Annotated in this window: 18 protein-coding genes; 4 read left to right on the forward strand and 14 right to left on the reverse strand. The window is 62.1% G+C overall.

Annotated elements, in window-relative coordinates:
• Nucleotides 1-324: 324 nt before the first annotated feature.
• The 4 genes from CXK91_RS02400 to CXK91_RS02415 form a co-directional block, all read right to left on the reverse strand.
• Nucleotides 325-1,314 (reverse strand): helix-turn-helix transcriptional regulator, encoded by a 990-nt coding sequence (locus tag CXK91_RS02400; protein ID WP_256055655.1) that lies wholly within the window; start codon nt 1,312-1,314, stop codon nt 325-327.
• A gap of 532 nt (nt 1,315-1,846) precedes the next feature.
• The gene (locus CXK91_RS02405; RefSeq protein WP_103454788.1) at nt 1,847-4,000 is read right to left on the reverse strand and encodes a TonB-dependent receptor; all 2,154 of its coding nucleotides are present in this window, start codon (nt 3,998-4,000) and stop codon (nt 1,847-1,849) included.
• 38 nt (nt 4,001-4,038) lie between these two features.
• Nucleotides 4,039-7,140: a hypothetical protein gene (locus tag CXK91_RS02410; protein WP_103454789.1), complete on the reverse strand. Its 3,102-nt coding sequence runs from the start codon at nt 7,138-7,140 to the stop codon at nt 4,039-4,041.
• Entirely contained in the window at nt 7,137-8,021 is an 885-nt protein-coding gene (locus CXK91_RS02415) for an ABC transporter ATP-binding protein (protein WP_103455001.1), read from the reverse strand. The genes CXK91_RS02410 and CXK91_RS02415 overlap by 4 nt, the downstream gene beginning before the upstream one ends.
• A gap of 461 nt (nt 8,022-8,482) precedes the next feature.
• Between CXK91_RS02415 and CXK91_RS02420 the strand changes: the two genes are divergently transcribed.
• Together CXK91_RS02420 and CXK91_RS02425 are read left to right on the forward strand one after the other, a co-directional pair.
• Nucleotides 8,483-10,222 (forward strand): ABC transporter ATP-binding protein, encoded by a 1,740-nt coding sequence (locus CXK91_RS02420; RefSeq protein ID WP_103454790.1) that lies wholly within the window; start codon nt 8,483-8,485, stop codon nt 10,220-10,222.
• Nucleotides 10,219-11,964: an ABC transporter ATP-binding protein gene (locus CXK91_RS02425; protein WP_103454791.1), complete on the forward strand. Its 1,746-nt coding sequence runs from the start codon at nt 10,219-10,221 to the stop codon at nt 11,962-11,964. The genes CXK91_RS02420 and CXK91_RS02425 overlap by 4 nt, the downstream gene beginning before the upstream one ends.
• A 96-nt stretch (nt 11,965-12,060) precedes the next feature.
• Here the strand turns inward: CXK91_RS02425 and CXK91_RS02430 are convergent, their stop codons facing one another.
• Genes CXK91_RS02430 through CXK91_RS02445 form a run of 4 tightly spaced genes read right to left on the reverse strand, consistent with a single transcriptional unit; the run spans nt 12,061 to nt 17,430 of the window.
• Nucleotides 12,061-13,122, reverse strand: coding sequence for a FecCD family ABC transporter permease (locus CXK91_RS02430; RefSeq protein ID WP_103454792.1), 1,062 nt, complete (start codon nt 13,120-13,122; stop codon nt 12,061-12,063).
• Nucleotides 13,119-14,327: an ABC transporter substrate-binding protein gene (locus CXK91_RS02435; protein ID WP_103454793.1), complete on the reverse strand. Its 1,209-nt coding sequence runs from the start codon at nt 14,325-14,327 to the stop codon at nt 13,119-13,121. The genes CXK91_RS02430 and CXK91_RS02435 overlap by 4 nt, the downstream gene beginning before the upstream one ends.
• Before the next feature lie 11 nt (nt 14,328-14,338).
• Nucleotides 14,339-15,307, reverse strand: a complete 969-nt coding sequence (locus CXK91_RS02440; protein ID WP_103454794.1) for an ABC transporter ATP-binding protein — start codon at nt 15,305-15,307, stop codon at nt 14,339-14,341.
• 2 nt (nt 15,308-15,309) lie between these two features.
• Nucleotides 15,310-17,430, reverse strand: a complete 2,121-nt coding sequence (locus tag CXK91_RS02445; RefSeq protein WP_103454795.1) for a TonB-dependent siderophore receptor — start codon at nt 17,428-17,430, stop codon at nt 15,310-15,312.
• Nucleotides 17,431-17,565: 135 nt separating this feature from the next.
• On the opposite strand from CXK91_RS02445, the gene CXK91_RS02450 reads away from it, so the two are divergent.
• Complete coding sequence (locus CXK91_RS02450) at nt 17,566-17,805, forward strand: hypothetical protein (RefSeq protein ID WP_103454796.1); 240 nt, start codon at nt 17,566-17,568, stop codon at nt 17,803-17,805.
• 133 nt (nt 17,806-17,938) lie between these two features.
• The gene (locus tag CXK91_RS22860; protein ID WP_103454797.1) at nt 17,939-19,045 is read left to right on the forward strand and encodes a CobW family GTP-binding protein; all 1,107 of its coding nucleotides are present in this window, start codon (nt 17,939-17,941) and stop codon (nt 19,043-19,045) included.
• Between the two features lie 83 nt (nt 19,046-19,128).
• Here CXK91_RS22860 and CXK91_RS02460 read toward each other — a convergent pair whose 3' ends face one another.
• Genes CXK91_RS02460 through cysS form a run of 6 tightly spaced genes read right to left on the reverse strand, consistent with a single transcriptional unit; the run spans nt 19,129 to nt 25,241 of the window.
• On the reverse strand, nt 19,129-19,707 hold the full coding sequence (locus CXK91_RS02460; protein WP_103454798.1) for a 6-pyruvoyl trahydropterin synthase family protein: 579 nt from the start codon (nt 19,705-19,707) through the stop codon (nt 19,129-19,131).
• Complete coding sequence (gene thrS, locus CXK91_RS02465) at nt 19,701-21,641, reverse strand: threonine--tRNA ligase (RefSeq protein ID WP_103454799.1); 1,941 nt, start codon at nt 21,639-21,641, stop codon at nt 19,701-19,703. Before thrS ends, CXK91_RS02460 begins: the two co-directional genes overlap by 7 nt.
• A gap of 17 nt (nt 21,642-21,658) precedes the next feature.
• On the reverse strand, nt 21,659-22,996 hold the full coding sequence (locus CXK91_RS02470) for a dihydroorotase (RefSeq protein ID WP_103454800.1): 1,338 nt from the start codon (nt 22,994-22,996) through the stop codon (nt 21,659-21,661).
• Between the two features lie 3 nt (nt 22,997-22,999).
• Nucleotides 23,000-23,560 (reverse strand): carbonate dehydratase, encoded by a 561-nt coding sequence (locus CXK91_RS02475; protein WP_103454801.1) that lies wholly within the window; start codon nt 23,558-23,560, stop codon nt 23,000-23,002.
• Nucleotides 23,560-23,823, reverse strand: a complete 264-nt coding sequence (yidD, locus tag CXK91_RS02480; RefSeq protein ID WP_103454802.1) for a membrane protein insertion efficiency factor YidD — start codon at nt 23,821-23,823, stop codon at nt 23,560-23,562. Before yidD ends, CXK91_RS02475 begins: the two co-directional genes overlap by 1 nt.
• The gene (gene cysS, locus CXK91_RS02485; RefSeq protein WP_103454803.1) at nt 23,820-25,241 is read right to left on the reverse strand and encodes a cysteine--tRNA ligase; all 1,422 of its coding nucleotides are present in this window, start codon (nt 25,239-25,241) and stop codon (nt 23,820-23,822) included. Before cysS ends, yidD begins: the two co-directional genes overlap by 4 nt.
• Nucleotides 25,242-25,250 lie beyond the last annotated feature (9 nt).

A 25,250-nucleotide genomic window follows, 5' to 3' on the forward strand; every position in this document is an offset into this window, starting at 1 on the left:
CTTGACGGCGACCTTGGCAGATAACCGGGTCCCTGCCGGATCAAATCTGTCAGGCATGGGGTAGCTCCTCAAAATGCTATGGGTATCTGAAATATCAGGGACAGTTGCAGCTAGCGCCCCCGTACACCTGGCTCCGCCATGTCGCCCGGTGCCGCTGCTGCTTAGCCTAGCCGGTAATACAGATTACCGGTGCTAAGACATGCGGAAACGATAGAGACTCACCAGAAATTTTGATCGCAGCACAAGCGCTTCCTCGGCTTCCCTCTCAAATTAGATATCTTGACGACTTCGCTGATGAGTGACGTGTTACTGGACGTACTGCTTTCAGCCCATTGGTCGTGATTCCGGTGATGATTGAATTGAAGCCTCTCGACCTCGCGGCCTGGCCTCAGAGGGATTGATCCCAAACTGTTTGCGGAACGCCGTGGCGAAATGGCTGGCATTGGCATACCCCAGATCAGACGCGACACGCATCACCGATACCTCACCAGCCAGTAGCCGACTGCGGGCCTGTGCCATCCGCGCCTGCTGAAAAACCCCGTAGACGCTATTGCCAAAAACCTGGCGAAAACCTCGGGTCAGCTTGGGCAGGCTCATCCCGGCTTCCCGGGCCAATTCCGGCAGGCTGGGCGCTTTGCCCAGGTCTTCCAGCAAGCGCTCTCGAGCACGCCGCAGGCGTTGACGATCAACAGGGCCGACCCGGCAAAGACATCCCGTGTTCCTGCGCGCCTCCATGAACAGGCTGACCAAGGTCACGCTTTGCCCATATAGCCACAAGCTGCTGCGTGCATTGAGCCCCGGCTCCATCGCACTACAGAGCATATGCGCCGTCGCGCTCATTTCGCCGCTACGGTGACCTTCCAAGAAACAATGATTGCAGGCCAACGCCTTGTGCAGGGTGGTATCGATTTCCAGCCCCCACTGTGACAGCAGTTCAGGACGGATCATGACGGTGACGTTATCGATCTCTCCATGCTGGTGATAGAAGCCATGCCGGTAACGTCCGAAGCTTATGTTTCCTGAGCCTTCCTCGATGGCGAAGCGTCGTTGCCGGCGGCCATCGTGGAAACTGCAGGCCGCCTTGCCCTTGAGCACGCTGGTAAAACTGAAGTGAATGCATCCGCTGTCATCATGCAGCGGAATTTGCACTGGCTGTTCGAAAGCGCTTTGCCACCGCACGATCTCCAGCCCTTCCTGCAGCGCTACCCGTGTTACCCGACACGGCGCTCCGGAACTGGAATCCGCCCCATAACCATCGGTAATGAGGCGCGAGATTGGCATTGAGCCCATTGCCCCCTCTTCGACGGCTGACATTCTGCAGCTCCTTAGTGACCGGGTACGGCTCGAATCAGATCATACCGGGATAGATGAATGCAATTGATAATCACTAGCGATTCACGCCTAGCTCGCGCGCCGCAGGAATGCACCCCAGCGCGACCATTCTGAGGCGGCTTTACACCGGGTTATAACATAACATTTTACTTTAGTTGAATACTGGAGCGCTCCTCGGATGAGGCTCGCAGGCCGCATAGCGACCAGGCCCCTGCTCCGTTAGCGTCAAAGCAGGAAATCACCAGGCAACCTCGAGCCGTCCAGTGAACCGATTCGTCTGGATTCTTGGCGGTAACGGATGCCGATGGACGCCATTCGGGGCGACTGCTGCCCGTCGCGTAACGAGTGCGCAAGCTTGGTACGCTGTTCAGCCGTGCAACAGCTCACAGCAGCGCTGTAGCTATCTCGGTGAGTTGCTCAGCGAAGCAGCCCCCACGTGCAGAACCGCCAGTCTGTCACATCTGTTACAGACTGGCGTCTGATGGGCGGTACGCCCGCCTGCCGCTATGCGTTATCAGAACGAGTAGCTATAGCCAACACCCGCCGAACGCCCGCGGCCGGGCATCCCGGTCAGCACCTGGTCGGTGGAATACGAGCCGTACAGGTCGTACCGAGCATCCAGCAGGTTGTCCCCCCACAGATACACTTCCGAACCGCCCACTTCCACACCCAGATGTAGATCCAGCTTGGCGTAACCCTTGAGGTCGTAATGATTTTGCGGATCAGCCGGGCGGTTTTTCTGTACCCGATAGTTGACCAAGGAGTTCAAGCGCGGCGCGGTCAAACCGAGAAAATCCGGCAGATTCTTCTGCCAGGCGACGCTGAAATTGCCACTCCACAACGGCACGTCCGGTACTCGATTGCCCGCCGTCACGTCCCCGCCCGATACCCCTGGCGCATCGGAAGTCACCACTGCGTTGGTGTAGCTCACCGCGCCGCTCAAGGTGAACTCATCGTTGAGGTGCCAGGTGCTGGAAAGCTCGGCGCCCTTGCTGCGGGTATCGGCATTCACCGCGCTGACCGCCAGGGTATTGAAGTCGTAACCCAGCAGGTGGTCGTCCTGGACGCGGGTGAAGAACAGTGCGCCTTCGAGGCTCAGGGCACCGCCGCTGCTTTCATGCTTGAAGCCCAGCTCGGCAGCGTTGACCTTGGCCGCCTTATAGGGCTCGCTGTCCCTGGCCGAGGTGGCGTAATCATTGAAGCCCGCCGACTTGTAACCTCGGGAGAGCACCATATACAGGCTGGTTTGCTCCGTCAGCGCATAGGACAGCGCGCCGCGCCCGGTGCTGTAGTTGTCGTGCAGGCGACGGCGGTCGCTGGCCGCGCTGCCGGGGCTGAGGTAATCGGCAGCGTAGGTCTTGCGATCCCAGGTATGTCGCAGACCGGCAGTGAGTTTCCAGTCCTGGGCGATCGGATAGGTGACCTCACCATAAGCGGCGTAGCTGTTGGAGCTGAAATCGCGCTTCTGCTGCGCGCCACTGGTGAAATCGTCGGAGTCGAAACTGCGCTCCGAGCGCGACAGATTGAGCCCGGTAACCCAGAACACATCGGCGCTCACCAAGGAGCCCAGGCGTAGATCCTGACTCCATACCCGCTCCTGGGCCGAGTCCTCGATCAGGTACTCGAACGGCGAGCCGAACAGCTCGCGGGTGATATTGCGGTCATAGCCTTTGACTGCATTCAAATCGGTGCTGGTGTAGGCGCTGATGGACGTGATCCGAGCCTGGGCCAGATCATGATTCAGCTCGAAGGAATAACGCTCGTTGGTCTTCTGATTGTCATCGAACACTCCCGGGGTGTAATCGAGGGACGGCCTGTTGCCAAAGGGCCTGAGCATTTCCAGGCCGGCGTAGTGGTCGGCCCGTTGCCGTTCGGCGGTCAGCAGGCCCGTAGTGCCCTGGTCGTTGTCCCAGAGCATGCTGCCGCGCAAGGCCAGATCCCTTGGTTTGGTCATGGGGTCGCCGTCCTGCTGGGAGTCGACCCAGTTGTCGAAGCCGCTGCGTCGCACCGCGACCCTTCCGGCCAAGGTTTCCGTCAATGGCCCGCCCACCGCGCCTTCGGTCATGAACTGACCCTGATTGCCCACTTCGCCGCGCACGTAGCCTTCCACGTGGCGGGTCGGTTTGCGGGTGGTGACGTTGATCGCCCCGGCCTCGCTGTTGCGGCCGAACAACGTGCCTTGCGGGCCCTTCAGCACCTCCACTTGCTGCACATCCAAGGTCGCCAGCGCGGCATTGCGCACCGACATGGGTACACCGTCGATATTCAGCACCACCGAGCCGTCATCCATGCTCATCTGATTCAGCGAGCCGACCCCACGGATGCGTACGTTGGCGTCATTGGCGCCACCCCAGGAATTGACATCCACCCCCGGCGTGGTGCGCAGCGCGTCCTCGAGGGTGCGCAGACGGCGCGTTTCCAGGATCTGCCCATCGATCACCGAAAGGCCGAAGGGGATGTCCCTGGCGCTCTCCTGGCTCAACCGGGCGCTTACGGTGAGCGGGGCCAGCTCGACCACATCGCCACCGCTGGCTGCAGCAGCATGATCGTCCGCGGCAAAGGCCGTGCCTATCTGGCTGGACAGGGCCAAGGCCAAGGCCTGTGTCAGCGCGTTGAGCCGCCAGCCGACGGGATGGCGCTGCGGTTTGAAAGAACTTCGAGATGGCATGGACAAAGACTCCAGGAAGGGAGAATGAATAAAGTTCATCACGGCGTGCCCCAGCGCCTGAGCGCCTCGGCTATGGTTTGCTCTGAGGGTGCCCCCAGCAGGCTCTGGACAGTGGCCGGCCACTGCTGAGCGACCCGGGGCTCCGCGGTTAGTGCCATCAGTTCTGCGGGGGGTTGCCTGGCTACCCAGTCCAGGCTGGCCAAGGGCGCGTAGAAGGCGGCCCAGCTCTGCTCCCGAGCCTCGGACAGTGTGCCGAGCGGCTCGCCGTCGCGCCCTAGGGCCAAGGTCAGGTCGTCAGCCTTGAGCTTGACCAGTACCGACCGCGCTTGCGGACCCTCCGCATCGTCCACGCACAGCAAGCCGATGGCGCCGGCCACTCCATGGCTGAGCCACTGGTATCCGGGCTGTTGACGCAGATCGCTGGCATCGAGCAGTACCCGGCGCGCCAGCACCTCGGCGATATGTTCGCGCCGAGCCCAACGACCGACGCCCTGCGCTGCGACGTCCCAAGCGGGCGATTGAGCGAGCAGCAGATGCCCGTTGCTCAAGCGGCTGGGCCCCATCTCGGTCGGCCACTGGCTCAAGGCATCGACCCTCGGACTGCTGCCCAAGCGCCGTGCGACACAGGCAGCCATGACCTCCAGGTCTTCGCGCACTTCCAGGCTGGTTTGCACCCGGCTGCCATCAGCCAGCACGTACACGCCATCGAGTTCTGTCGCTGACGTTGCGGTCGGCCAGGCATAAGCGAAGTCCAATGGAGCTGCGCTGCTGGCGCTGACGGACTGTCCGTCCAGCGTGATCCGCCATTCCCATACGCCGGCGGGTGCCACGGCTTGCGCGGCAACGGCCGAGTCCTCCGGCAACAGCGGTACCTGCGCGGCCAATCCGGCGTCGACCCGATGGGCGGGCACACGCAACCAGCGCTCGCTATCGAAGCCCAGACGTGGAATGACCCGGCGCGCCTCCAGCCAGACGCCATGAGGCCCCAGCCAGAAGTTCTCACCTTCGCCCGGCCACCCCGTTGCACTCAGGGTCCAGTGCAGCTCCACCGTACAGCCGGACACCGCACACTCACCCAAGGGCACGCGCAGGTGTTGCATGCCCTGTTCAACCGTCACCGCCTGGCCCATGACGCGGGCAGCCGTTACCCGCAAGCCTTGCGGCAGTTCTGCGTCCAACTGGCGACTGTCGGCGACGACCTTATCCAGGCGCCACTGCCCCTCGACCTGACGGGTCAGGCTATTGATATTCAGCTGCAGGCTCCCACCGGCTACTTGCCAGGCTCCGGCACCGGCCAGCCAGCGCTGTTCCCAGGCGGCGCGCTCGGCACGCTCCTGACTCGGAGACTGGTAATCGCCCTGCTCCACCAGATGCCGATGGAGCCACACCCCGCTAGCAAGCATGCCCATGATGCCTACCGCCAGCAGCACGCCAGGCACTCCCTGCAGACGCATGCGTACCTGCGCAATGCGCCGGCGTTCCGGGCCGCGCGGCAGACCCAGGGCAGCCACCGCCACCAGCACCATGCAGCCGGCCAGTTTCCAGCTCGTCAGGGTGACCAGATACGGCCACCAAGGCGCCCAGCCGGTCATGCTGGACAAGGCCACATGCACCGGGATCGCCATTTCATAGGCTGGGTAGCTGACCAGGCCCAGTTCATGATTGAGCACCAGAAAGAACGTCAGCAGCATTGAGGCCGCATAGGCCAGGCCGCCGTGTCGTATCAGGGCGTGAACCAGCAGCGCCAGCAGCGCCAACTCCAGCAGGGGCGGCGCGAAAACCAACAGTTGGTAGATCAGCACAAACCCCGGTGCGAGGCTGCCTGGGGCGGCGATGGCACTGATCAGCAGACTCGCCACGCCCGGCACCAGGGCCAACAACAGCGTCGCCAGCGACACACAGCCCACCCACGCCAACAAACGCAGCCATACCGGCGCCGGCGTGGCCTCTAACATTTCTCCCAGGCCTTCGACGTCGTCGCGTCGGCAGATCAGGCCGACCAACGCCGCGACGATGAAGGCGATCACCAGAAACAACGCGCTGGACAGCAGCGGCAGCGTCAGATCCGCCCGTGGCACCATGGGCCCGCGGACATGCCACACCACATGAACGAAGCCACTGAGCATGCCCATCATCAGCAACAACCCGAGGGCCACCCAGCAGATCTTGCGGGCGACTATCTGGCGGATCTGCCAGCGCGTCTCCTGCCACAAGGCCTGCGGCCAATGGCTGGCCAGCAGCGGGCCGGGCAAGCGGGTACCACCGGCCAAACGCATCGGCGGTTCGGCCAACAACGCACCGGCACGACGCCCCATCAAGCCCTGCCGGCTGGTGCGCGCCAGCACCACGGCGAGCAGCAGCAATGGCAGCACGCACCACAACGCTCGGTTCAGCCAGAACCCCGGAGTCAATGCCAACAGCGATTGCGATTTTTGCGCCGCCGTCCAGGTTTCCACCTGGGCATGGGCAAAGGTAAATAGCGAGGGATCGAGGCTGGCGGCCAGCAACGGGTTGATATCGCCCCCCTTGAGAACCACCACCGCGAACATCCACAACAGCATCAGCACCGTCGCCAGGCCGAACGGCGCGGCCAGACCGCGGCTACGCAAGGCCAGCAGATAGTACAGCGCGCCGATTCCACTACTGACCGGCAAGAGCAAGGCCACCCAGGCAAAGCCCAGCGCCGACCAGGCCGGTGCGCCGATACTCGCCGCCGGGACCCAGCCCAGCCAGCCCAATACCGGGCTGAGGATGAATCCGACGATCAACGAGCTGGCGAGCAGACCGCCGACCACCGAGGCGCCGATGAAGCGCCCCCACAACAGGGTCGGCAGCGACAACGGCAACGCCAGCAGGACCTCTTCCAACTGCGCCTTGCGATCCCTCAGCGCCGGCTGGGCAAAGACCCAGGCCCAGGCGAAGAACAGGAAGAACATGCAGCCACTGGACATCAGGTAGATCAGGCTGGGGGCGTTGCGGGCGACTTCGCTGGCGCCCATCTTCTGCACATAGTCGGCGTTGGTCAGGGCCATCAGCAGGTAACCGGTGAGGCCGAGAAACACCAGCAAGGGAATGCCGCTACGCAGTCCGGCGCGCACCTCGACCCCGGCCTCGCGCATCAGCAAAGCGAAGGTATTCATGCGTCAGGCGCCTCGCCGGCCTGGGCCAGCGCCAGATAATAGATGTCTTCCAGGCGTGGTGCGTGGGGCGTGAAGCGCGGATCGGCCGGCCGATCGCCGTGCACGATGACTCGACTGCCCTCGGGGCTGGCCGCTACGTGCAGCGCATTGGGCAGGGGTTCGCCGCGACCGAACGAGGCCTCCCACAACCTCCCCTGCTCGGCACGGAGCAAATCCGCCGGACGCCCTTCGACGATGGTCCGCCCGCCCGCCAGCACTGCCAGGCGGCTGCACAGGTTCTCGACGTCCTCGACGATATGGGTCGACAGCAGCACGATGGACTCGGCGGCAACGTCGGCCAGCACGCGATGAAAGCGATTGCGCTCCGCCGGATCCAGACCCGCAGTGGGTTCGTCGACGATCAACAGCCGCGGCGAACCAACCAGCGCCATGGCGATGCCGAACCGGCGCAGCATGCCGCCCGAATAGGTCGCCAGGGCGCGATGCGCCGCCTCCGTGAGGTTGACTTTCGCCAGCAAGCCTTCGATCTCCTGCCGACGCAGGCGCGCGTCGGTGCGCCCCTTGAGCCAGGCGAAACGATCCAGCAGGTCCCGCGCGCTGACGCCCGGATAGGCCCCCAGTTGCTGCGGCAGATAGCCCAGGCGGCGACGCAAGTGATCGGAGTCGGCCAGCACATCCACACCGTCCAGATGAATGCTGCCGGCGTCCGGCTGCTGCAGGGTGGCGAGCGTGCGCATCAGGCTGCTCTTGCCGGCGCCGTTGGGGCCCAGCAACCCATACATGCCTGGGCCGATATTCAGCTCCACACCGCGCAGCGCCTGGACGCCGTTGGCGTAGCACTTATGCAGGCCGCGAACCTGTAAACCCATATCCATCGACATCAGCAACTCCATGATCGACACGCCAATGCCGGGCATCACGAGGCAAACCGAGCCTGGCGGAAGGCGCTTTTTGGGGAACTAGACATGCCCTGTTGGCAGGACAGCGGGCGACGGTAGACAAGGACGGAACAGCGGCTCTACCCGATTCAAGTCATTTTCCAACCGTATCGCGCCACATCTGCGGGCTTCCCCCCAGGCCCAGCCGACCTCGACCGCACTGTCAGCAAACGGATGCGGGGCAAAAACGATTCGATCCGGGTAGTCGCCAGAATGAGAATGGCTAGCATCTTCCCACGCATCTGCTTGATCCAACGTCGGCCACCTCCCCGCGCCATTCTGGGAAGGCGTGTGCCTCGGGCGCTTCGAGTCGATCGACGTCCCCGGCAACCACTCAGCGTCGCCGAGCCACCGCACGTACATACCTTCACCCCGCTTCTGCTCGAGGCCCTACGGAAAAACTCATGGCATCCGCTCTGCAGACCCTCAAACGGCCGGTCCAGCCTCTTATTCGACTCGGCGTGGCGTGCGCCGCCGTCGGAGCGCTAGTCAACCTGCTGCCCTTCATCGCGCTGACCGAACTGGGTCGTTTGTTGCTGGCGGGCGACAACGCCCTCCATTCGTTGTGGCGGTGGGCTGCGCTGGTGGTGCTCGGCTTGAGCCTGGGCTGGGTGGCCAATGGGCTGGCCCTGTGGCTGACCCACCTGGCGGACCATCGCCTGCAAACCAGCCTGCGCGAGGCCATGGTCAGCAAATTGGGGCTAGTGCCGCTGGGCTGGTACAGCGACACCACCTCCGGCGCCGTGCGCAAGGTAGTGCAGGACGATCTCGAAGACCTGCACCACCTCGTCGCCCACCACGCGGTGGAGCTCACCGCCGCCATCGTCACGCCGCTGGCCGGTCTGGCCTGGCTGGCCACGCTGAACTGGCGCCTGCCGCTGCTGGCAGTGTTGACCTTGCCCATCTATGCCGTGGCCTACGCGCTGATGATGCGCGGGTTCGGCAGCAAGATGCAGTTGCTGGACAAGAGCATGACCCGGGTCAGCGCCGCCATCGTCGAGTTCGTCCATGGCATCGCGGTGGTAAAAGCCTTCGGCCAGGCGGGCCAGGCTCATCGCAGCTATCAACAGGCGGTCAGCCAGTTCGGCGAGCAGTACGCCGGATGGGTCCGGCCGTTGCTGCGCCTGGAGGCGTTTTCCTCCATGGCCCTGAGCGTGCCGGTGATTCTACTGGCGAGCCTGGGAGTGGGCAGTCTGTTATTGGCCAAGGGCTGGATCACCCCGCTGCAGTTGTTCGCCGAGATCTTGGTGGCAGTGCTCATCCCGCAGTCGCTGCTGGTGATCAACCAGAGCCTGACCGCCCAACGCACGGCCCTGGCCGCTGCGGGACGGATCGAGGCCCTGCTCGACGTCGAAGAGCTGCCCACGCCCAAGGTCTGCGTGCAGCCCCAAGGCAGCGACATCACCTTTGATCGAGTGCGATTTGGCTACGCCCCCGAGCATCCGATTCTCGACGGCGTCGATCTGCATTGCCCGGCAGGCAGCATAACCGCGCTGGTCGGTGCTTCCGGCGCCGGCAAATCGACCCTGGCCAAGCTGGTGCCGCGTTTTCACGACGTCAACGCCGGCAGCGTTCGGATCGGCGGTGCCGATGTGCGGGAAATAGACCCGCGCCAGCTGTATCGACACGTCGGTTTCGTGTTGCAGGACGCGCAACTGGTGCGCGGCAGCGTCGCCGCCAACCTGCGCCTGGGACGACCCGAGGCCAGCGATGACGAGGTGCAGGCAGCGGCCAAATCGGCGCAGATCCATCAGCGCATCCAGGCCCTGCCGCGGGGTTACCAGTCGGTGATCGGCGAGGACGCGATTTTCTCCGGCGGCGAAGCGCAACGGCTGTCCATCGCCCGCACCCTGCTGGCCGATACGCCGGTACTGATCCTCGATGAAGCCACCTCACACGCCGACCCCGAATCCGAGGCGCTGATCCAAGACGCCCTGTCGACCCTCGCCCAGGGACGCACGGTACTGGTGATCGCCCACCGTCTGGCGAGCATCCGCGGCGTGGACCAGATCGTCGTCCTCGATCAGGGACGGGTTGTAGAGCGCGGCCGCCACGAGCAACTGCTCGAAGCGAACGGCGCCTATGCCCGGCTATGGCGCGCCCATGCCGGGACCACCGCCCCCAACCTGGAAATGTCCCTGTGATCCGCAGTCTTTTCACATTGCTGGGCCCGGCCCATAGCGCACGCCTCTACCGCTATCTCGCCTGGCTGGTGGCCAGCGCCGTGCTGCAAGGTTTGGCCGTGACGTTGCTGGTACCGATCCTGCGCGCACTGTTCGCCGATGACCTGACCACCGCCATGGCCTGGCTGGCAGGCCTGGCGGCTCTGGTAACGCTGACCTGCATCGCTCATTACCAACAGGCCATGAAAGGCTTTGCCTTGGCCCTGGTCGTACTGAGCACCTTGCATGATCGCCTTGGTCAGCACCTGGTTAGCCTGCCGCTGGGCTGGTTCAACTCGGAAAAAGTCGGACGGCTGTCCCGCAGCGCCACCAGCGGCACGCTGATGGTCACCGGCATGTTCGCCCATTACCTGGGCCCGGTAGTGTGCGGGGTGGTGGTGCCCGCCACCGTGGCCTTGACCCTGTTTGTCTTCGACTGGCGATTGGGCCTGACGGCGCTACTCTGCGCGCCACTGATCTACTTGGCCCATCGGTGGTCGGCCACCGCCATCGGCAGTAACGATGAGCGCGTCGAAGCCGCCGCCACCCTGGCCGGCAATCGGGTGGTGGAGTTCGCCCGTTACCAGCAGGTGCTGCGTGCCTTTGGCCGAACCCAGGACGGTTATCCACCGCTGCAAGCCGCCAACCAGGCTCAGCAGGAAGCTAGCGGCTCGATGCTGGCGCACACTTTCCCCAAGCTTCTGGCCGGCGGCTTGAGCGTACAGCTGGCGTTTGCCCTGCTGGTGGGAGTGGGGATCGCCTTAACCGTCAACGGCCAGATCGACGAAATCGAGCTGATCGCCTTGCTGGCCCTGGCGGCGCGCTTCGTCGGCCCACTGGCCGAGGCGGCAGCCCGCAGCGGTTTATTACGCATGGCTGGCAATGACCTGGAGCATCTGGCGAGCATCCTGCGCGAGCCGCCGCTTGCGCAGCCCGCGATCAGCCGCTCGCTGTGCGCCCCCGGCAGCCTGGCCTTCGAGCAGGTCAGTTTCGCTTACCCCGGCGGCCCAACGGGGTTACGCGACCTGAGCTTCCATGTACCGCCCCGTTCGATGACGGCCATCGTCGGCGCCTCGGGCTCGGGCAAAACCACCGTCACCCGGCTGCTGATGCGCTTCTTCGATGCCACCGAAGGCAGCGTCAAAGTCGGTGGTGTGGATGTGCGCGAGCTGTCCAACGAAGCCTTGATGGCTCAACTGTCCTTGGTGATGCAGGACGTCTACCTGTTCGACGACAGCCTGCAGGCCAATATCCGCGTCGGCAGCCCGCACGCCAGTGCCGAGCAGGTGGCAGAAGCGGCGCGACTGGCCGGGATCGATGAAATCGTCGCGCGCCTGCCGCAAGGCTGGAACACCCCGGTGGGTGAAGGGGGCGCTGCATTGTCCGGCGGCGAACGCCAGCGGGTGTCCCTGGCCAGGGCCTTGCTCAAACGCGCGCCCATCGTATTGCTCGATGAAGCTACCGCCGCTCTGGATCCGCAAAACGAGGCCTATGTGCAGAGGGTCATCGGGAGCCTGATACAACACTCCACGGTATTGGTGATTGCCCATCGCTTGCCGACCATCATGGCCGCCGATCAGATTCTGGTGCTCGATCAGGGCCGCCTGATCGAAGCGGGCACCCACGCCCAGCTGCTGGCCAGAAATGGCCGCTATGCCGGGTTCTGGCACGATCGCCAACGCGCCGGTGGCTGGCGCCTGAAAGCGCAGGTGCCAGCATGCTGATCGGCATCCTCGGCGCCAGCGGCGATGTTTGCCTGGCCAGTGCAACGCCCTGCTGAGCCAGGGCACTAGTCTGTTCGTGCATACGAAGCGTCGACTTTACAGCCCCTGGGAATGCTTGCGCCGCAATAGTACATAAAGCGCCACAGGCGCGCCGACCAGTCCAATTACGGCATTCAAATGGAGTACATGCCGGCTCCATGGCAGGTGAGTAACCAAATCTGCGGCCAAACCCAGAACAGCCCCTGTCAGTACAACGCCGGGCAATAGCACCCGGTGATCGGCGCTGGAGAAAATCCCTCGGGTCACCTGCGCTGCGACGAGTCCAAGGAACGCCACCGGTCCGCAGAAGGCAGTAACCAGGCCGCATAGCCACGCGGCAACAAACAGGGCGCAGCGCCGAACCCGCTGGACCGGCATGCCCATAGACGCCGCATATCGCTCGCCAAGCAGCAGAGCGTTCAACGGTTTTATCAATGCCGCCAACGCCAGTAGCCCTAAGGCCACGCCTGGGATCAACAGCCGCAACTGGTCCACCGTCGCGCCGGCGAAGCTGGCATCGTCCCAGGCCTTGAACGCACGAGCCTGATTTTCATCGATGAAGTGCATCAATACGCTGATCAGTCCAACGGCGAGATAACCCAGCATCAGCCCGCATATCAGCAACGTGATTGAGTTCAGTCGGCTCGAGAGCACGGCCAACAGGCTAAGCAGCAGTGTCGAGCCCGCTACCGACGCAAGCGCCAGGCCGACATCGCCAAGCAGGCCAAAGCGTACGAGCAGTGCGTTGCCAGCGACGCCTGCGAAGGTGACCAGTACTGCCGCACCCAACCGCGCGCTGTGCACGATGCCCAGCACGAATGGGTCGGCCAGCGGGTTGCGAAACAGGGTTTGCAACAGCAAGCCGGCGGCCCCGAGCGCAGCCCCTGAACACATCGCATTGAGTGCTCGAGGCAGGCGGAAATCAAACAGGATATTGCGCCAAACCTCGCCGACATCCTGCCCCAGCAGCGCACCCAGCACGGCCTTTAACGGAACGGCCACCGCGCCAATGCTGAGCTCGGCCACGAATAACAGGGCGACACATATACCGAGCCCGGCATAGGCCCATCCGGACTTTCGTGTTGACGGGTGGTGAAACTCGGCAGTGAGGTCAGTCATGGAAGACGCCGCAGAAAAGTTGGAGGTACCGAGGTTTGCAGCAGCTCGGGGTGAAGAACTTGTACCAGCTCGGCGAGTGCCAGGTGCGGTCGAGTCATGCCGTTGTCATGCGCTGGCGATGCCCAGGTACCGATGTAGCCTTTATCGAAGGCGTAGACCTGCCCTGCCCTGGCGGCGGCAAACCAGGCGGCGCGAGGCGTTATTTCTAGCATCTGCGCCAGCGAGGCGTGGCCCGACTGCACGCCAATCCACACGGGCGCCTCGGCACCGGCTAGATAGGCCTCCTCAAAGCCCACCTGTAACAGGCTGCCGTGCTTGCGCAGACCCGACAGCACGTAATCCCCGCCCGCATCGGCGAGTAATTGAGCGCGCTGATTCAAGGCACCAAAGACTTCGAAACTGTCCCGACCAGAAGGAAAGCCAGCCATCACCGCAGGCCGCTGCCGCGCCTGTGTGGCCAGGTCCCGCCAGTGCAGATACTCGTGCTCAACCTGGGCGAACTGCTGATTGGCTTTGGCCTCGCGGTTGACCAACAACGCCAAGAACTTGAGCCACTCAGCGCGCCCCAAGGGGTGGCCTTCCAGGTGGTCGGCCTGAGGCAACGCACGGACACCGACCCGCTGCAGCTGGGGGTGCAAGTTGAACTGCGGATAGGCGGAATAGAAGCTCAGGTAGACGTCAGGCCGAACCGCCATGATCGGCTCGATGTTGGCGTGCGCGTAGCCCCACAACTCCTGAATGCCGCCTGCTGCGATGCGTCGGCGTACGCTTTCGACGGTTGGGGTCCGGGTATTTTCGATGCCCACCAGCCGATCAACGATTGCCAACTCGTCAGCCGCACCGAGCATCGCCGAGTTGCCCGTAGCCAGGCGACGGATTGGCACCTGAACCACCACAGTGCTGGCCTCGTGCTCGGGCACTGGCGTGCCGCATTGCACCAGCAGAATCTCCAGCGTCTCCCCCGTAGTCACACTTGGCCTGAAGCGCACCCGTTTGAAATGCCCTGAATACTCGACTGAAAGCTGATCGGACCAGTCGAATTGGCTGCGTTCGGGGAAGTAATCAACGTCGTCGCGGAAGTCGGATACGCAGGCTGCATCCAGATTGTGCCCGGGTTTCTCGCCCACCACCTGCGACGGGTAATACTCAAGCACCGGTGTGTCCATGCGCTCGCAACCGCTGAGCAGCATCAGGCTTAACAGCACAACCCTGCACCTCACCGTAACGCCTCGACCGCTTCGACCAGCTCGCCAAGTCGAGCGAAGACCTGTTCACGGTCCGCACTCAGCAGGCGGTAATTCCCAAGCTCGGCATGCACCGCCAGGTCCGCCGCAGCCGCCTCGTGGAAGCCGACCCGTTCCAATGCACGCAAGGCCCAAGTATGAGCTGCACCTTCACCAGTCAGCCGCACGGGCTTGCCCGTCGCCCGGGACATGCCCCATTCGCCACGCTCGGTATCGAACCGCAGGCCGGACGAGGAGAAGGCTTCCGCCAGGCTTCCGTCGAGCACCAGATCTTCCGGCGCGCCGACATGCAGGTTGCGCCGGTGGTCCAACAGCCAGAGTACGTCGGCGCAACGCAGGGCAAGATCCAGGTCATGACAGCACAGCAGCACGGCAAGCTGCTGCTCACGTGCAAGACGCTGCAGCAGATGAAGCACCTCAATGCGCCTGGGTAGATCCAGAAATGCGGTGATCTCATCCAGCACCAGCACCTTGGGTTCTTGCGCCAGGGCTCTGGCGAGCATGACTCGCTGCCGCTCGCCATCCGACATGGCCGCCACCGCTTTGCCGGCAAGCGCCATGGCGTCGACCGCCTCCAGCGCCCGGCAGACCTGCCTTCGGTCATCCGGCCCCAATCGGCCACTCCAGCCCAGGTGCGGATAACGCCCAAGGGCAGCCAGTTCGAAGCCGGTCAAAAGTCCCGCCTCGACCCGGTCGGTCAGCACCACGGCAAGTTGCCGGGCCCTTTCGCCTGCGCCAAGCGTATGCAGCTCAACACCATCCAGCAGCACGCGGCCACCTGTGGCTGGCTGCATACCGGTAAGGGTGCGGATCAAGGTGGACTTGCCGGCACCATTGGCACCCAGCAAACACACCAGACGCCCAGCACCAAGCTGCAGATCCAGGGGACCTATAAGCGTCTGCCCTGCGTAGCCGACGCACAACGATTCGCTGCGCAACATGCCTAGAACGTTGCCCCAAGGGTCAGCACCGCGGTACGTGGCGCGCCCGGATAAGTCGGCACGAAACTGCCGCCCGAATCGTAGTAACGCTTGTCGAAGAGGTTCTGTACGTTGAGTTGCACGCGATAGCTCTGCGCCTGTCCGAATCGGTACATCAGGTTGGCGTCCCAGCGCGTATAAGACGGCAACGTAAAGGTGTTGCTGTTGTTCGCCTCCCGCTCGCCTACGTAATTGGCACCCACGCCAACGCTGAGCCCCGGAGCGATTCCGACCAGGTCGTAGCTGGTCCATAAGCTGGCATTGGTCTGAGGGGTGTTGGCCAGCCGATTGCCCTCCAGCCCCGCGTCGGTATCGTCACTGATAGTGGCGTTCAGACGGGTGTAGCTGGCCAGCAGGCGCCAGTTGGGCGTGATCATAAATGGAAGATCGATTTCCCAGCCTTTACTGCGTTGCTCACCCACCTGAATGCTGTAAGTGAACGTCGGGTCATTGGGGTCCGACACCAGCCCGTCTTTGCGACGGATGTCGAAGTACGCCAGCGTCGGTGTCAGACGACCGTCTAGCAGGCTGAACTTGGCGCCGACCTCATACTGTTCACCCTTCACTGGTGACGGCAGTTCGCCGCCCTGCAGGATGCCGTTGTTCAGCTCAGTACGCATCGAACGCGACCAGCTGGCGTAGAGCGATAGCGGGTCCACCGGCGTCCAGGTCAGCCCCACCCGTGGTGAAAAGGCGCTGAAGCTCTTTTCTGCAGGCTCGTCGAGACCGTAGAAATCATCGATTGCCGATGCCTCTATATGATCGAAGCGGCCACCAAGCAGCAGACGCCAACGCTCTTCGACACCAAAGGTCAGCTCGTCCTGTGCATAGAGCGCCCACGAATCGTTGATAAAGCGCCCCTCCCCAGCGGGCGAAAGTGCCGACGGCGGCGTGCCATACACCGGGTTGTTGAAGTCGATGAAGCTGGTCGAGCCAACGGCTGCGTCATAGTCCCACCAATCGCGACTGTATTCGGTGCCCAGCAGGATGCGATGGCCGATAGCGCCAGTGCTGAAGCGCCGGCTGACCTCGGCAAGCCCCGTGGCATCAATCTGTCGATCATGGTTGAGCTGAGGGCGTCGCGACACGGTCGGATTCTCAGGCGTCCCCCCGATGCCGCCGTTAAAGAAACCATACGAATACCAGGATGCGTCGAGCCGCGCATCGGAGACCTGCAGAGCCGTATGCAGGTCCCAGTTGTCATCAAGCGCATGATCCAAGGTCACCGAAGCCAGCTTGCTGATCGCACTGGCGCGCGTGTGAGGCTCGGCAAAGTTTCGCTCGATGGGCGCACTCAGATACAGCTCGTTGTTGCCGAAACCGCGGTCCATATCCGCGACCTTGCGTGCATATTCAAATTCGAAGGTCAGGGCCGTCTCAGGCGCCAGTTGCCAGGTCAGCACCGGTGAGATGAACTGGCTCTCGTTATCGACGAAGTCACGGAAGCTGCCGTTGTCCTGCCAGGCTGCAGTCAGGCGATAGCCCAGGTTGTCGCCCAGCGGGCCGGAGGTATCCAGCGTTGATCGGTAGAAATCGTAACGCCCTGCGCTGAAGTCAACCTGCGTACGCTGCTCGGCCAATGGTTTCTTAGTTACCAGATTGACCACGCCACCAGGCTCGAAACGCCCATAAAGCGCCGATGATGGGCCCTTAAGGACCTCGATCTGCTCGATGTTGACGAGGTCATCAATGGCCACGAAATTGGCGCGTCGTACACCATTTTTCAGGTTGGCTTCGGTGCCGAACCCGCGCAGCCGAAAACGATCATTTACCCCGCCGAACCCGACCTGATTGGTGATGCCGGGCACCGTGCGGATGGCCTCACCAAACGTCGTTACGCCGCGATCCTCGATCAGTTCGCGGGTCACGGTTTGGATTGAAAAAGGCGTTTGCTTGACCGGTGTATCGCTCTTGTTCGCGGTGGGCGCAACCGTGGCGCGATAGCCCTGCTCGCGGGTGCCAACCACTTCCGTAGCGTCCAGCTCTATGGGATCGGGCTTGGCTTGAGCATTAGCGGCCAAAGCACAAAGTGAAATCGCACCGACAACTTTCAAACGCCGACCGAAGCCATTCGTATGGGTCATTTTATTGTTCGCATCAAGAAGCAGACATGGAGACCTATGCCTATCGGTATAGGAAAAAGATAAAGTTACGTTATAACATCTTTGTGAACAAGCGAACCCTACTGAGGCAGACCGTGCAAGCGTTGAGGATCAACTATGAAAGACACCCCTGCGATACCTGACAGCTACGTCGCGTGGCGACACTGCATCACCGTTGAGTGCGGCATCCCCCTGACCACCGAATTCGTCCAGCGGCGGCTGGCTGTACTGACCAATCCCAAGGAGTATGAGACGCAGCGCTTTGCCGAGGTGTACGGGCCTGGACACCTACAAGCCGTGCTGGCCTGGTACCAACGGGCTGCCCTGGACGCCCAAGCACGTAATGCGCTCACCTGATACCGCTACTGCAGAGTGCTTCAAGTGCTTACGCTCCCCACCTGGGTATCTATCGCAACCTGCACGCCATCACTGATTGTTGTGCGGCACAAGCCAGGACACCCTCTCGCCGCCGCACCCGAGGACCTAAAAATTGAGTGACGCCCCCAAACATGCGCTTATACCTGTCACCCTTTTGACGGGCTTTCTTGGCAGCGGCAAAACCACGCTTTTGAACAACCTGGTTCGGCAACCTGCCCTGGCCGATGCCTTGGTCATCATCAACGAGTTCGGCGAGATCCCCCTCGACCATGCCTTAGTCGCGCACAGCACCGAGAATCTGGTAATGGAGATGAGCAGCGGATGCCTGTGCTGCACCATACGCGGCGATCTGGTGCAGACACTGCGCGACATTACCTGGCGCTTTGCCCGCGAAGGCCAACGGCAGTTCCGGCGAGTACTGATTGAAACTACCGGGCTTGCCGATCCCGCACCGATCATCCATACCCTGATGACGCACCCGATGATCGCTTCGCGCTACCGCCTCGACGGTATCGTCGCCACGGTCGATCTGGCGATAGGTTCGAATACCCTGGATCGAGAAATCGAAGCGACCAAGCAAGCGGCAATGGCGGACTGTCTGTTGCTGACCAAAGCCGACCTGGCAACCACCGAGCAGCTGAACGACATGATGCGCCGCCTCGACCCTATAAATCCGGCGGCGCCGCGCTGGATGGTGAGCCAGGGTGAGATTGATGCCTCGAAGCTGCTCGACCTTGGCCTGTTCTCCACCGAAGGCAAAGGGCCGAACGTGGAGCGCTGGCTACGTGAGGAAGCGTACACCGCGCCTGGACATGATCACTCTGAACATGAACATGAACATGAACATGGGCATGAACATGGGCATGCTGAGACTCACCACCACCACCACCACCACCACCACCACCACATCAATCGGCACGGCAGCCACATTCGTGCATTCTGCTACTACATCGACACACCGATTTCGCACGACTTGCTGGAGGCTTGGCTAGAAACGCTGACCAGCTTTGCTGGAAGCAATCTGCTGCGTCTTAAAGGCATCCTGAACATCGAAGGCAACGAGAAACCGGTGGTCATTCACGGCGTGCAGCATATGCTCCACCCCCTAGCGACGCTGCCGGTTTGGCCAAGCGACGATCGCCGCTCGCGTCTGGTGTTCATCACCCGCGATCTGGAACGCGAGACGATCGAAAAGCTGTTCCGCGCGCTGAACCACTGAACCACTGAACCTCAGCCGCCTTGGCAGGCGGCAGCAATCTTGCTATCCGTCATGGAATGTCATCCCTCTAGCGCATTGCTGAGTCAGGGAGCCTGGTTAATAAACGGCTCTCCTTCCAGCAACTGGCTGAACATGTCCGGATTACACCATTCCGCTCGAACCCTGGGCGAAAATTCGATCGCCTTGAGGCGAATCTCGCCCATCCTCTGGTTGAACGCATCCTCACGAAAGCACTGGGCGTAGCCCGTATCGGTCTCATGGGCGATGACCGAATGCAGCCGCACGCCCGACTCACCGTTGGCCATCTGAGTATTGGCAAGCACCGCATCGATCAGGCGGAAAAATACCCGCGAGAACTGCTCGGCACTGGGCGACACCGGCAGACCGACCCAGCGCTCGGAAAAGCGCTGGCACTGGGCGATATAGTCTGGATCGTCGCCCTGCCAGAAGGTCACGGCGTGATCGAATGCATCAATGAAATCGGCTACCGATCCTTTGAGCAGGCCGAAGTCGTAGACCATCTGGCCCTGGTCGAGCGCGTCCGCCTCAAGAAGCACCTCGACCTTGTAGGAGTGGCCATGCAGGGAGCGCGAGCAACGTCGCGTGGTGCAATTGCGGACGATATGCGCACTCTCGAACTTGAACAGTTTGCGAATCAGCACGGTAGCGCCTCGGCTGCTTCGTGATGGCGAGCCAGCTTTGCCTGGTCGAACAGCAGCGTCGCCAAGGCATCCAGCGGCATCGAGCCCAGATCCTCGCCGCGCAGCATGCGTACGGAAACGTGGCGATCCTGCTTTTCCTTATCGCCCACCACCAACAGATAGGGCACCTTTTGCAAGGTGTACTCGCGGATCTTGTAGCCGATCTTCTCGTTGCGAAGATCCGCCGTCACTCGCAAGCCATTGCGTTTTAGCCGGCTGGCGACTTCACGTGCGTAATCATCCTGCGCCTCGCTGATATTCAGCACGACCGCCTGCTGGGGCGCCAACCACAACGGGAAAGCACCGCTGTATTGCTCGATGAGAATACCGATGAAACGTTCCAGCGAGCCAAACAAGGCGCGATGCAGCATTACCGGCCGTTGCCGCTCGCCCTGCTCGTCGATGTAGTGGATGTCGAAGCGTTCCGGCAGATTGAGGTCTACCTGCAACGTGCCGCATTGCCAGTCGCGGCCAATGGCATCGCGCAGCACGAACTCGAGCTTCGGTCCGTAGAAGGCGCCCTCGCCCGGATTGAGTTGGTAGTCCACGCCGATACGGTGCAGCGCACCGGACAGCGCGCCTTCCAGCTTGTCCCAGGTTCCGTCAGTACCAATGCGATTGGCCGGCCGCGTCGACAGTTTGACCGCGACGTCTTCGAAGCCAAAATCACGGTAGATGTCGAACACCAGTTCGATGGTGTCGGCACACTCCTGTTCCATCTGTTCAGGCGTACAGAATATGTGCGCATCGTCCTGGGTGAAGTGTCTTACCCGCAGCAGCCCATGCAACGCACCCGACGGCTCGTAACGATGCACTTTGCCGAACTCGGCCATGCGCAGCGGCAGATCGCGGTAGCTCTTGATGCCGCGTGCATACAACGACACCGCGCCAGGGCAGTTCATCGGTTTGAGGGCGAATACACGTTCATCCTCGGTGCTGGTCGTAAACATGTTCTCGCGGTAGTTGAACCAGTGCCCGGAGGTCTCCCACAGGCCGCGGTCCATGACGTCCGGCGTGTTGACCTCGACATAGCCCGCCACCTCTTGGCGCTGGCGCATGTAGCCAAGCAGTGTTTGAAAGAGCGTCCAGCCTTTGGGATGCCAGAACACCGACCCCGGGGCCATGTCGTCGAAATGAAACAGGTCCAGATGCGCGCCGAGTTTGCGATGGTCGCGCTTTTCCGCCTCTTCGATTCGCTGCAGGTAGGCAGCCAACTGTTTCTTGTCTGCCCACGCCGTACCGTAAATCCGCTGTAGTTGCTCGTTCTTGGAGTCGCCGCGCCAGTAGGCGCCCGATAGTTTGGTCAGGCGAAACGCTTTTAGAAAACGCGTATTGGGCACGTGTGGACCACGGCACATGTCCACGTACTCTTCATGGAAGTACAGGCCCATGGCTTGTTCGTCGGGCATGTCCTCAATCAGGCGTAGCTTGTACTCCTCATTACGCGCGCGAAAAACGGCAATGACTTCATCACGTGGCGTCACCTGCTTGATGACGTCGTATTCCTTGTCGATCAGCTCGCGCATGCGTTGTTCGATCATGGCCAGGTCATAGGGCGTAAAAGGCCGCTCGAAAGCGATGTCGTAATAAAAGCCGTCCTCGATGACAGGGCCGATAACCATCCGTGCAGTCGGATACAGCTGTTTCACGGCATGCCCCACCAGGTGCGCACAGGAATGGCGAATGATCTCGATGCCTTCCGCATCCTTGGCTGTGATGATCTGCAAGTGGGCGTCGTGATCGATCAGGTCGCACGCGTCGACCAAAGTGCCATCGACCTTGCCGGCGATGGTTGCTTTGGCAAGCCCCGCGCCAATATCGGCCGCAACCTGCTGTACGAAAACCGGTTCGGCGTAGCGACGAACGCTCGCGTCGGGGAGAGTGATGTCGATCATTGGATGTCCTGTGCGAATCAACGGTTGAAACTGAGCGGCAAGCCTTCGCAGTCGTCCTGCACGCGTCCCTGATGCCAGGCCAGCTGCCCAGACACCACGGTGGTACGCACAGCATGACGAAAGCTGCGGCCCTTGAAGGGTGTCCAGCCGCAATGGGCGAGTACGGGCTGTTCGTCCACCGGTTGTGGCACTGCCAGGCGCTCCACGAGAGTCAAGTCAGCCCAATAGCCTTCACGCAGATAACCGCGTTCACGTATGCCGAACAGCTCGGCCACGGCATGACTGGTCTTGCGCACCAGGTGCGTTAACGGCAGCGCGCCCTCCTCCACCAACTCCAACAGCGCAGGCAAGGCGTGCTGCACCAGGGGCAGGCCTGAAGGTGCCTGAGCGTAAGCACGGCTTTTCTCTTCGAGCGTGTGGGGCGCATGGTCGGTGCCGATTACATCGATACGGTCACAGAGCAGTGCCTGCCGCAGGGCATCACGATCAGCGCGAGTTTTGATCGCCGGGTTGCACTTGATCAGGTTGCCCAGCGCGGCATAGTCGCTGTCATCGAACAGCAGATGATGAGCGCAAACTTCGGCGGTGATGCGCTTGCCGGCTAGCGGGCCGGGAGTGAACAGCGCTAACTCCCGCGCCGTGGTCAGGTGCAGCACGTGCAGGCGAGTACCGCAGCGTCTTGCCAGGTCCACGGCGAAACTGGACGATCGATAGCAGGCTTCGGCATCGCGTATCAACGGATGCGCCGAGGGCGGAATGTGATCGCCATGAAGCTCTCGCAGGCGAGCCTCATTGGCCAGGATGCTGGGGGTGTGCTCACAGTGGGCGAGCAGAATCGTCGGCACGCAGCTGAACAAACGCTCCAATATCTCAGGATCGTCCACCAGCATGTCGCCTGTCGACGCGCCCATGAACACCTTTACTCCGCCAACCGCGGCTGGGTCGAGCGCGGCAACGGTGTCGAGGTTGTCGCGACTGACGCCGAAGTGGAACGCATAGTTGGCCTTTGCGCCTGCAGCCGCCCGGCGTTTTTTATCGGCCAGTGCGTCCAGCGTCAGGGTTGGAGGCGCAGTATTGGGCATGTCCATGAAGCTGGTGATACCACCGGCCACGGCCGCGCGCGACTCGCTGGCGATGCAGCCCTTGTGCGGCGCGCCCGGCTCGCGAAAGTGAACTTGATCGTCGATCATTCCCGGCATCAGCCACTGCCCGGCGGCGTCGATTTCGACACGCGCACGTATGCCCTCGATGCTAGTGGCGATTTTCTCAATTCGTCCGTGGGCAACCAGCACGTCGCTCTCGAATTCACGCCCTTCGTTCACCAATCGAGCGTTGCGGATAAGGATGTCAGTCATCTGTCAAAACTCGTTCTGCAGGGCCTTGTAGCCCCGAACCAGATCAATGTTGGCGCGAGCGACATCTTCTGAAAATTCAGACGCGGAAATGCTCACCGGAGGGTAACGATCGAGGTCCGTATGCGGGCCAATGTGCTCAGTCGGCGGCACGTAGAAATTTTCCGGCAGATCGCGGCCATCGACGACCGAGTTGTGCCGCACCACGCAGCCGTCGCCCACCCGACAGTTGAACAACACGCTGTTGAACCCTATGAAAACGCGATCACCCACGACACAGGGACCATGCACAATGGAACGATGGGCAATGGAACTGTACTCGCCAATCACCACGGCGGCCCCGGATTTGGAGTGAATGACCACACCGTCCTGGATATTGGAATTGGCACCGATCACGATCGGCTCCATGTCGCCACTGGCGTCGACCTCATCGGCGCGAATCACCGCGTAGGGACCAACGAACACGTTGTCCTTGATGATCACCTTCCCGCAGATGATGGCGGTCTTGTCGATATAGGCTGACTCGGCAATTACCGGAAGATGGCCAGAGGGGTTCCTGCGAATCATCAGTGACGGTCCTGTTCATGGTGTGCATGGTTGTCGCAGCGGCCTGGCACTGGGTCATAGCCTCCCGGATGCCAAGGGTGACAACGCAGCAGGCGGCGCAGCGACAACAGTGAACCGCGCGCAAACCCATGTTGATTGAGCGCTTCCAGGGCGTACTCCGAACACGTGGGATAAAAACGGCAGCGCGGGCCGAGCAGTGGGCTGATCAGGTACTGGTAGGCGCGTATCAACCCCTTGGCCAGTTTTCTTGGCCAGTGCTTCATGACAGTTGCTCACTTTGGCTGTACCAGTGTGTGCCGTCGGGCTTGTCCTCAAGGAGGATGCCAGCACGCAGTAGTTGGTCGCGCAGATCATCAGCGCGCTCGAACTCTCTACGACCTCGCGCCTGGTTGCGCTGGGCAATCAGCGCGTCCACCCAGGCGGCGTCTATCGGCGCAGACTCGCGCTTGCTCGCCAGCTCCGCTATGGCCTGGGCGGGTTCCTGCTGCAACAGGCCGAGCAGTGCAGCGGATGCCAGAAGGGTCGACTTCAACTCGCGGCGTTCGTCTTCCACGCAGCTGGCGTCCAGCTGCCCGGCAAGCTGATGGAGCCTTGCCAGGGCTGCAGAAACGTTCAAATCGTTACCAAGAGCAGCGACGACCACGGCGTCTGGTGGTGTCTGTGCCGTGGATATGGCGTCCACCTGCGCCAGGCTTTTATAGAAGCGCAGCAGAACCCGCCTGGACGCCTCCAGGCGCTCGTCGTTCCAGTCCAGCGGCTGACGATAGTGGGTCGAGAGCAGCGCCAGGCGGATCGCCTCGCCGGGCGCCTGCGCAAGCAGGTCACGCACCAGCAGCACATTACCCAACGACTTGGACATCTTCTGTCCATCCACCGTGACAAAGCTGTTGTGGACCCACGTGTGACAGTACGGCTCGCCGTCATGGGCACAGGTGCCCTGGGCAATTTCGTTTTCGTGATGCGGAAAGATCAGATCCTGACCGCCGCCGTGGATATCGATGGTGCGCCCCAGGTGCCGCTCCACCATCGCCGAACATTCGATGTGCCAACCCGGACGGCCTCTGCCCCAAGGGCTGTCCCAGCCAGGCTGCTCGGCGTCGGATGGCTTCCAGAGCACAAAATCCAATGGGTCGCGCTTGTAGGGCGCCACCTCTACACGTGCGCCGGCAAGCATGTCCTCAGGCCGCCGTCCGGAAAGGGCTCCGTAACCTGCGTACGAAGCCACGTGAAAAAGCACGTGCCCCTCGGCTTCATAGGCGTGGCCGCGCTCGATGAGTTTCGAGACCAAACTGATGATGTCTGGAATGTGCTCGGTGACTCGCGGTTCCAGATCCGGTTCAGCGACGCAAAGTGCTCGCATGTCGGTATGGTAGGCGTCGATGTAGCGGTCGGTGATGACGCTGATCGGCACGCCCGCCTCCTGCGCCGCCGCGTTGATCTTGTCATCCACGTCGGTGAAATTGCGCGCATAGACCAAACGGCCATGCCGATGGCGCAATAGCCGCGCCAACATGTCGAATACCACGGCAGGGCGAGCGTTGCCGATATGAGCGAAGTTGTAGACCGTGGGCCCGCAGACGTACAGGGTTACCCGCTCCGGGTTAGCGGGCACGAAAGGCTGCTTGCCCCGCGCCAGGGTGTTGTACAACTGGATTGGCTCGATCTGGCCGGCCACCGTCATGACAATGCC

Source organism: Stutzerimonas stutzeri (genome assembly GCF_002909485.1).
Taxonomy (GTDB): domain Bacteria; phylum Pseudomonadota; class Gammaproteobacteria; order Pseudomonadales; family Pseudomonadaceae; genus Stutzerimonas; species Stutzerimonas stutzeri_AH.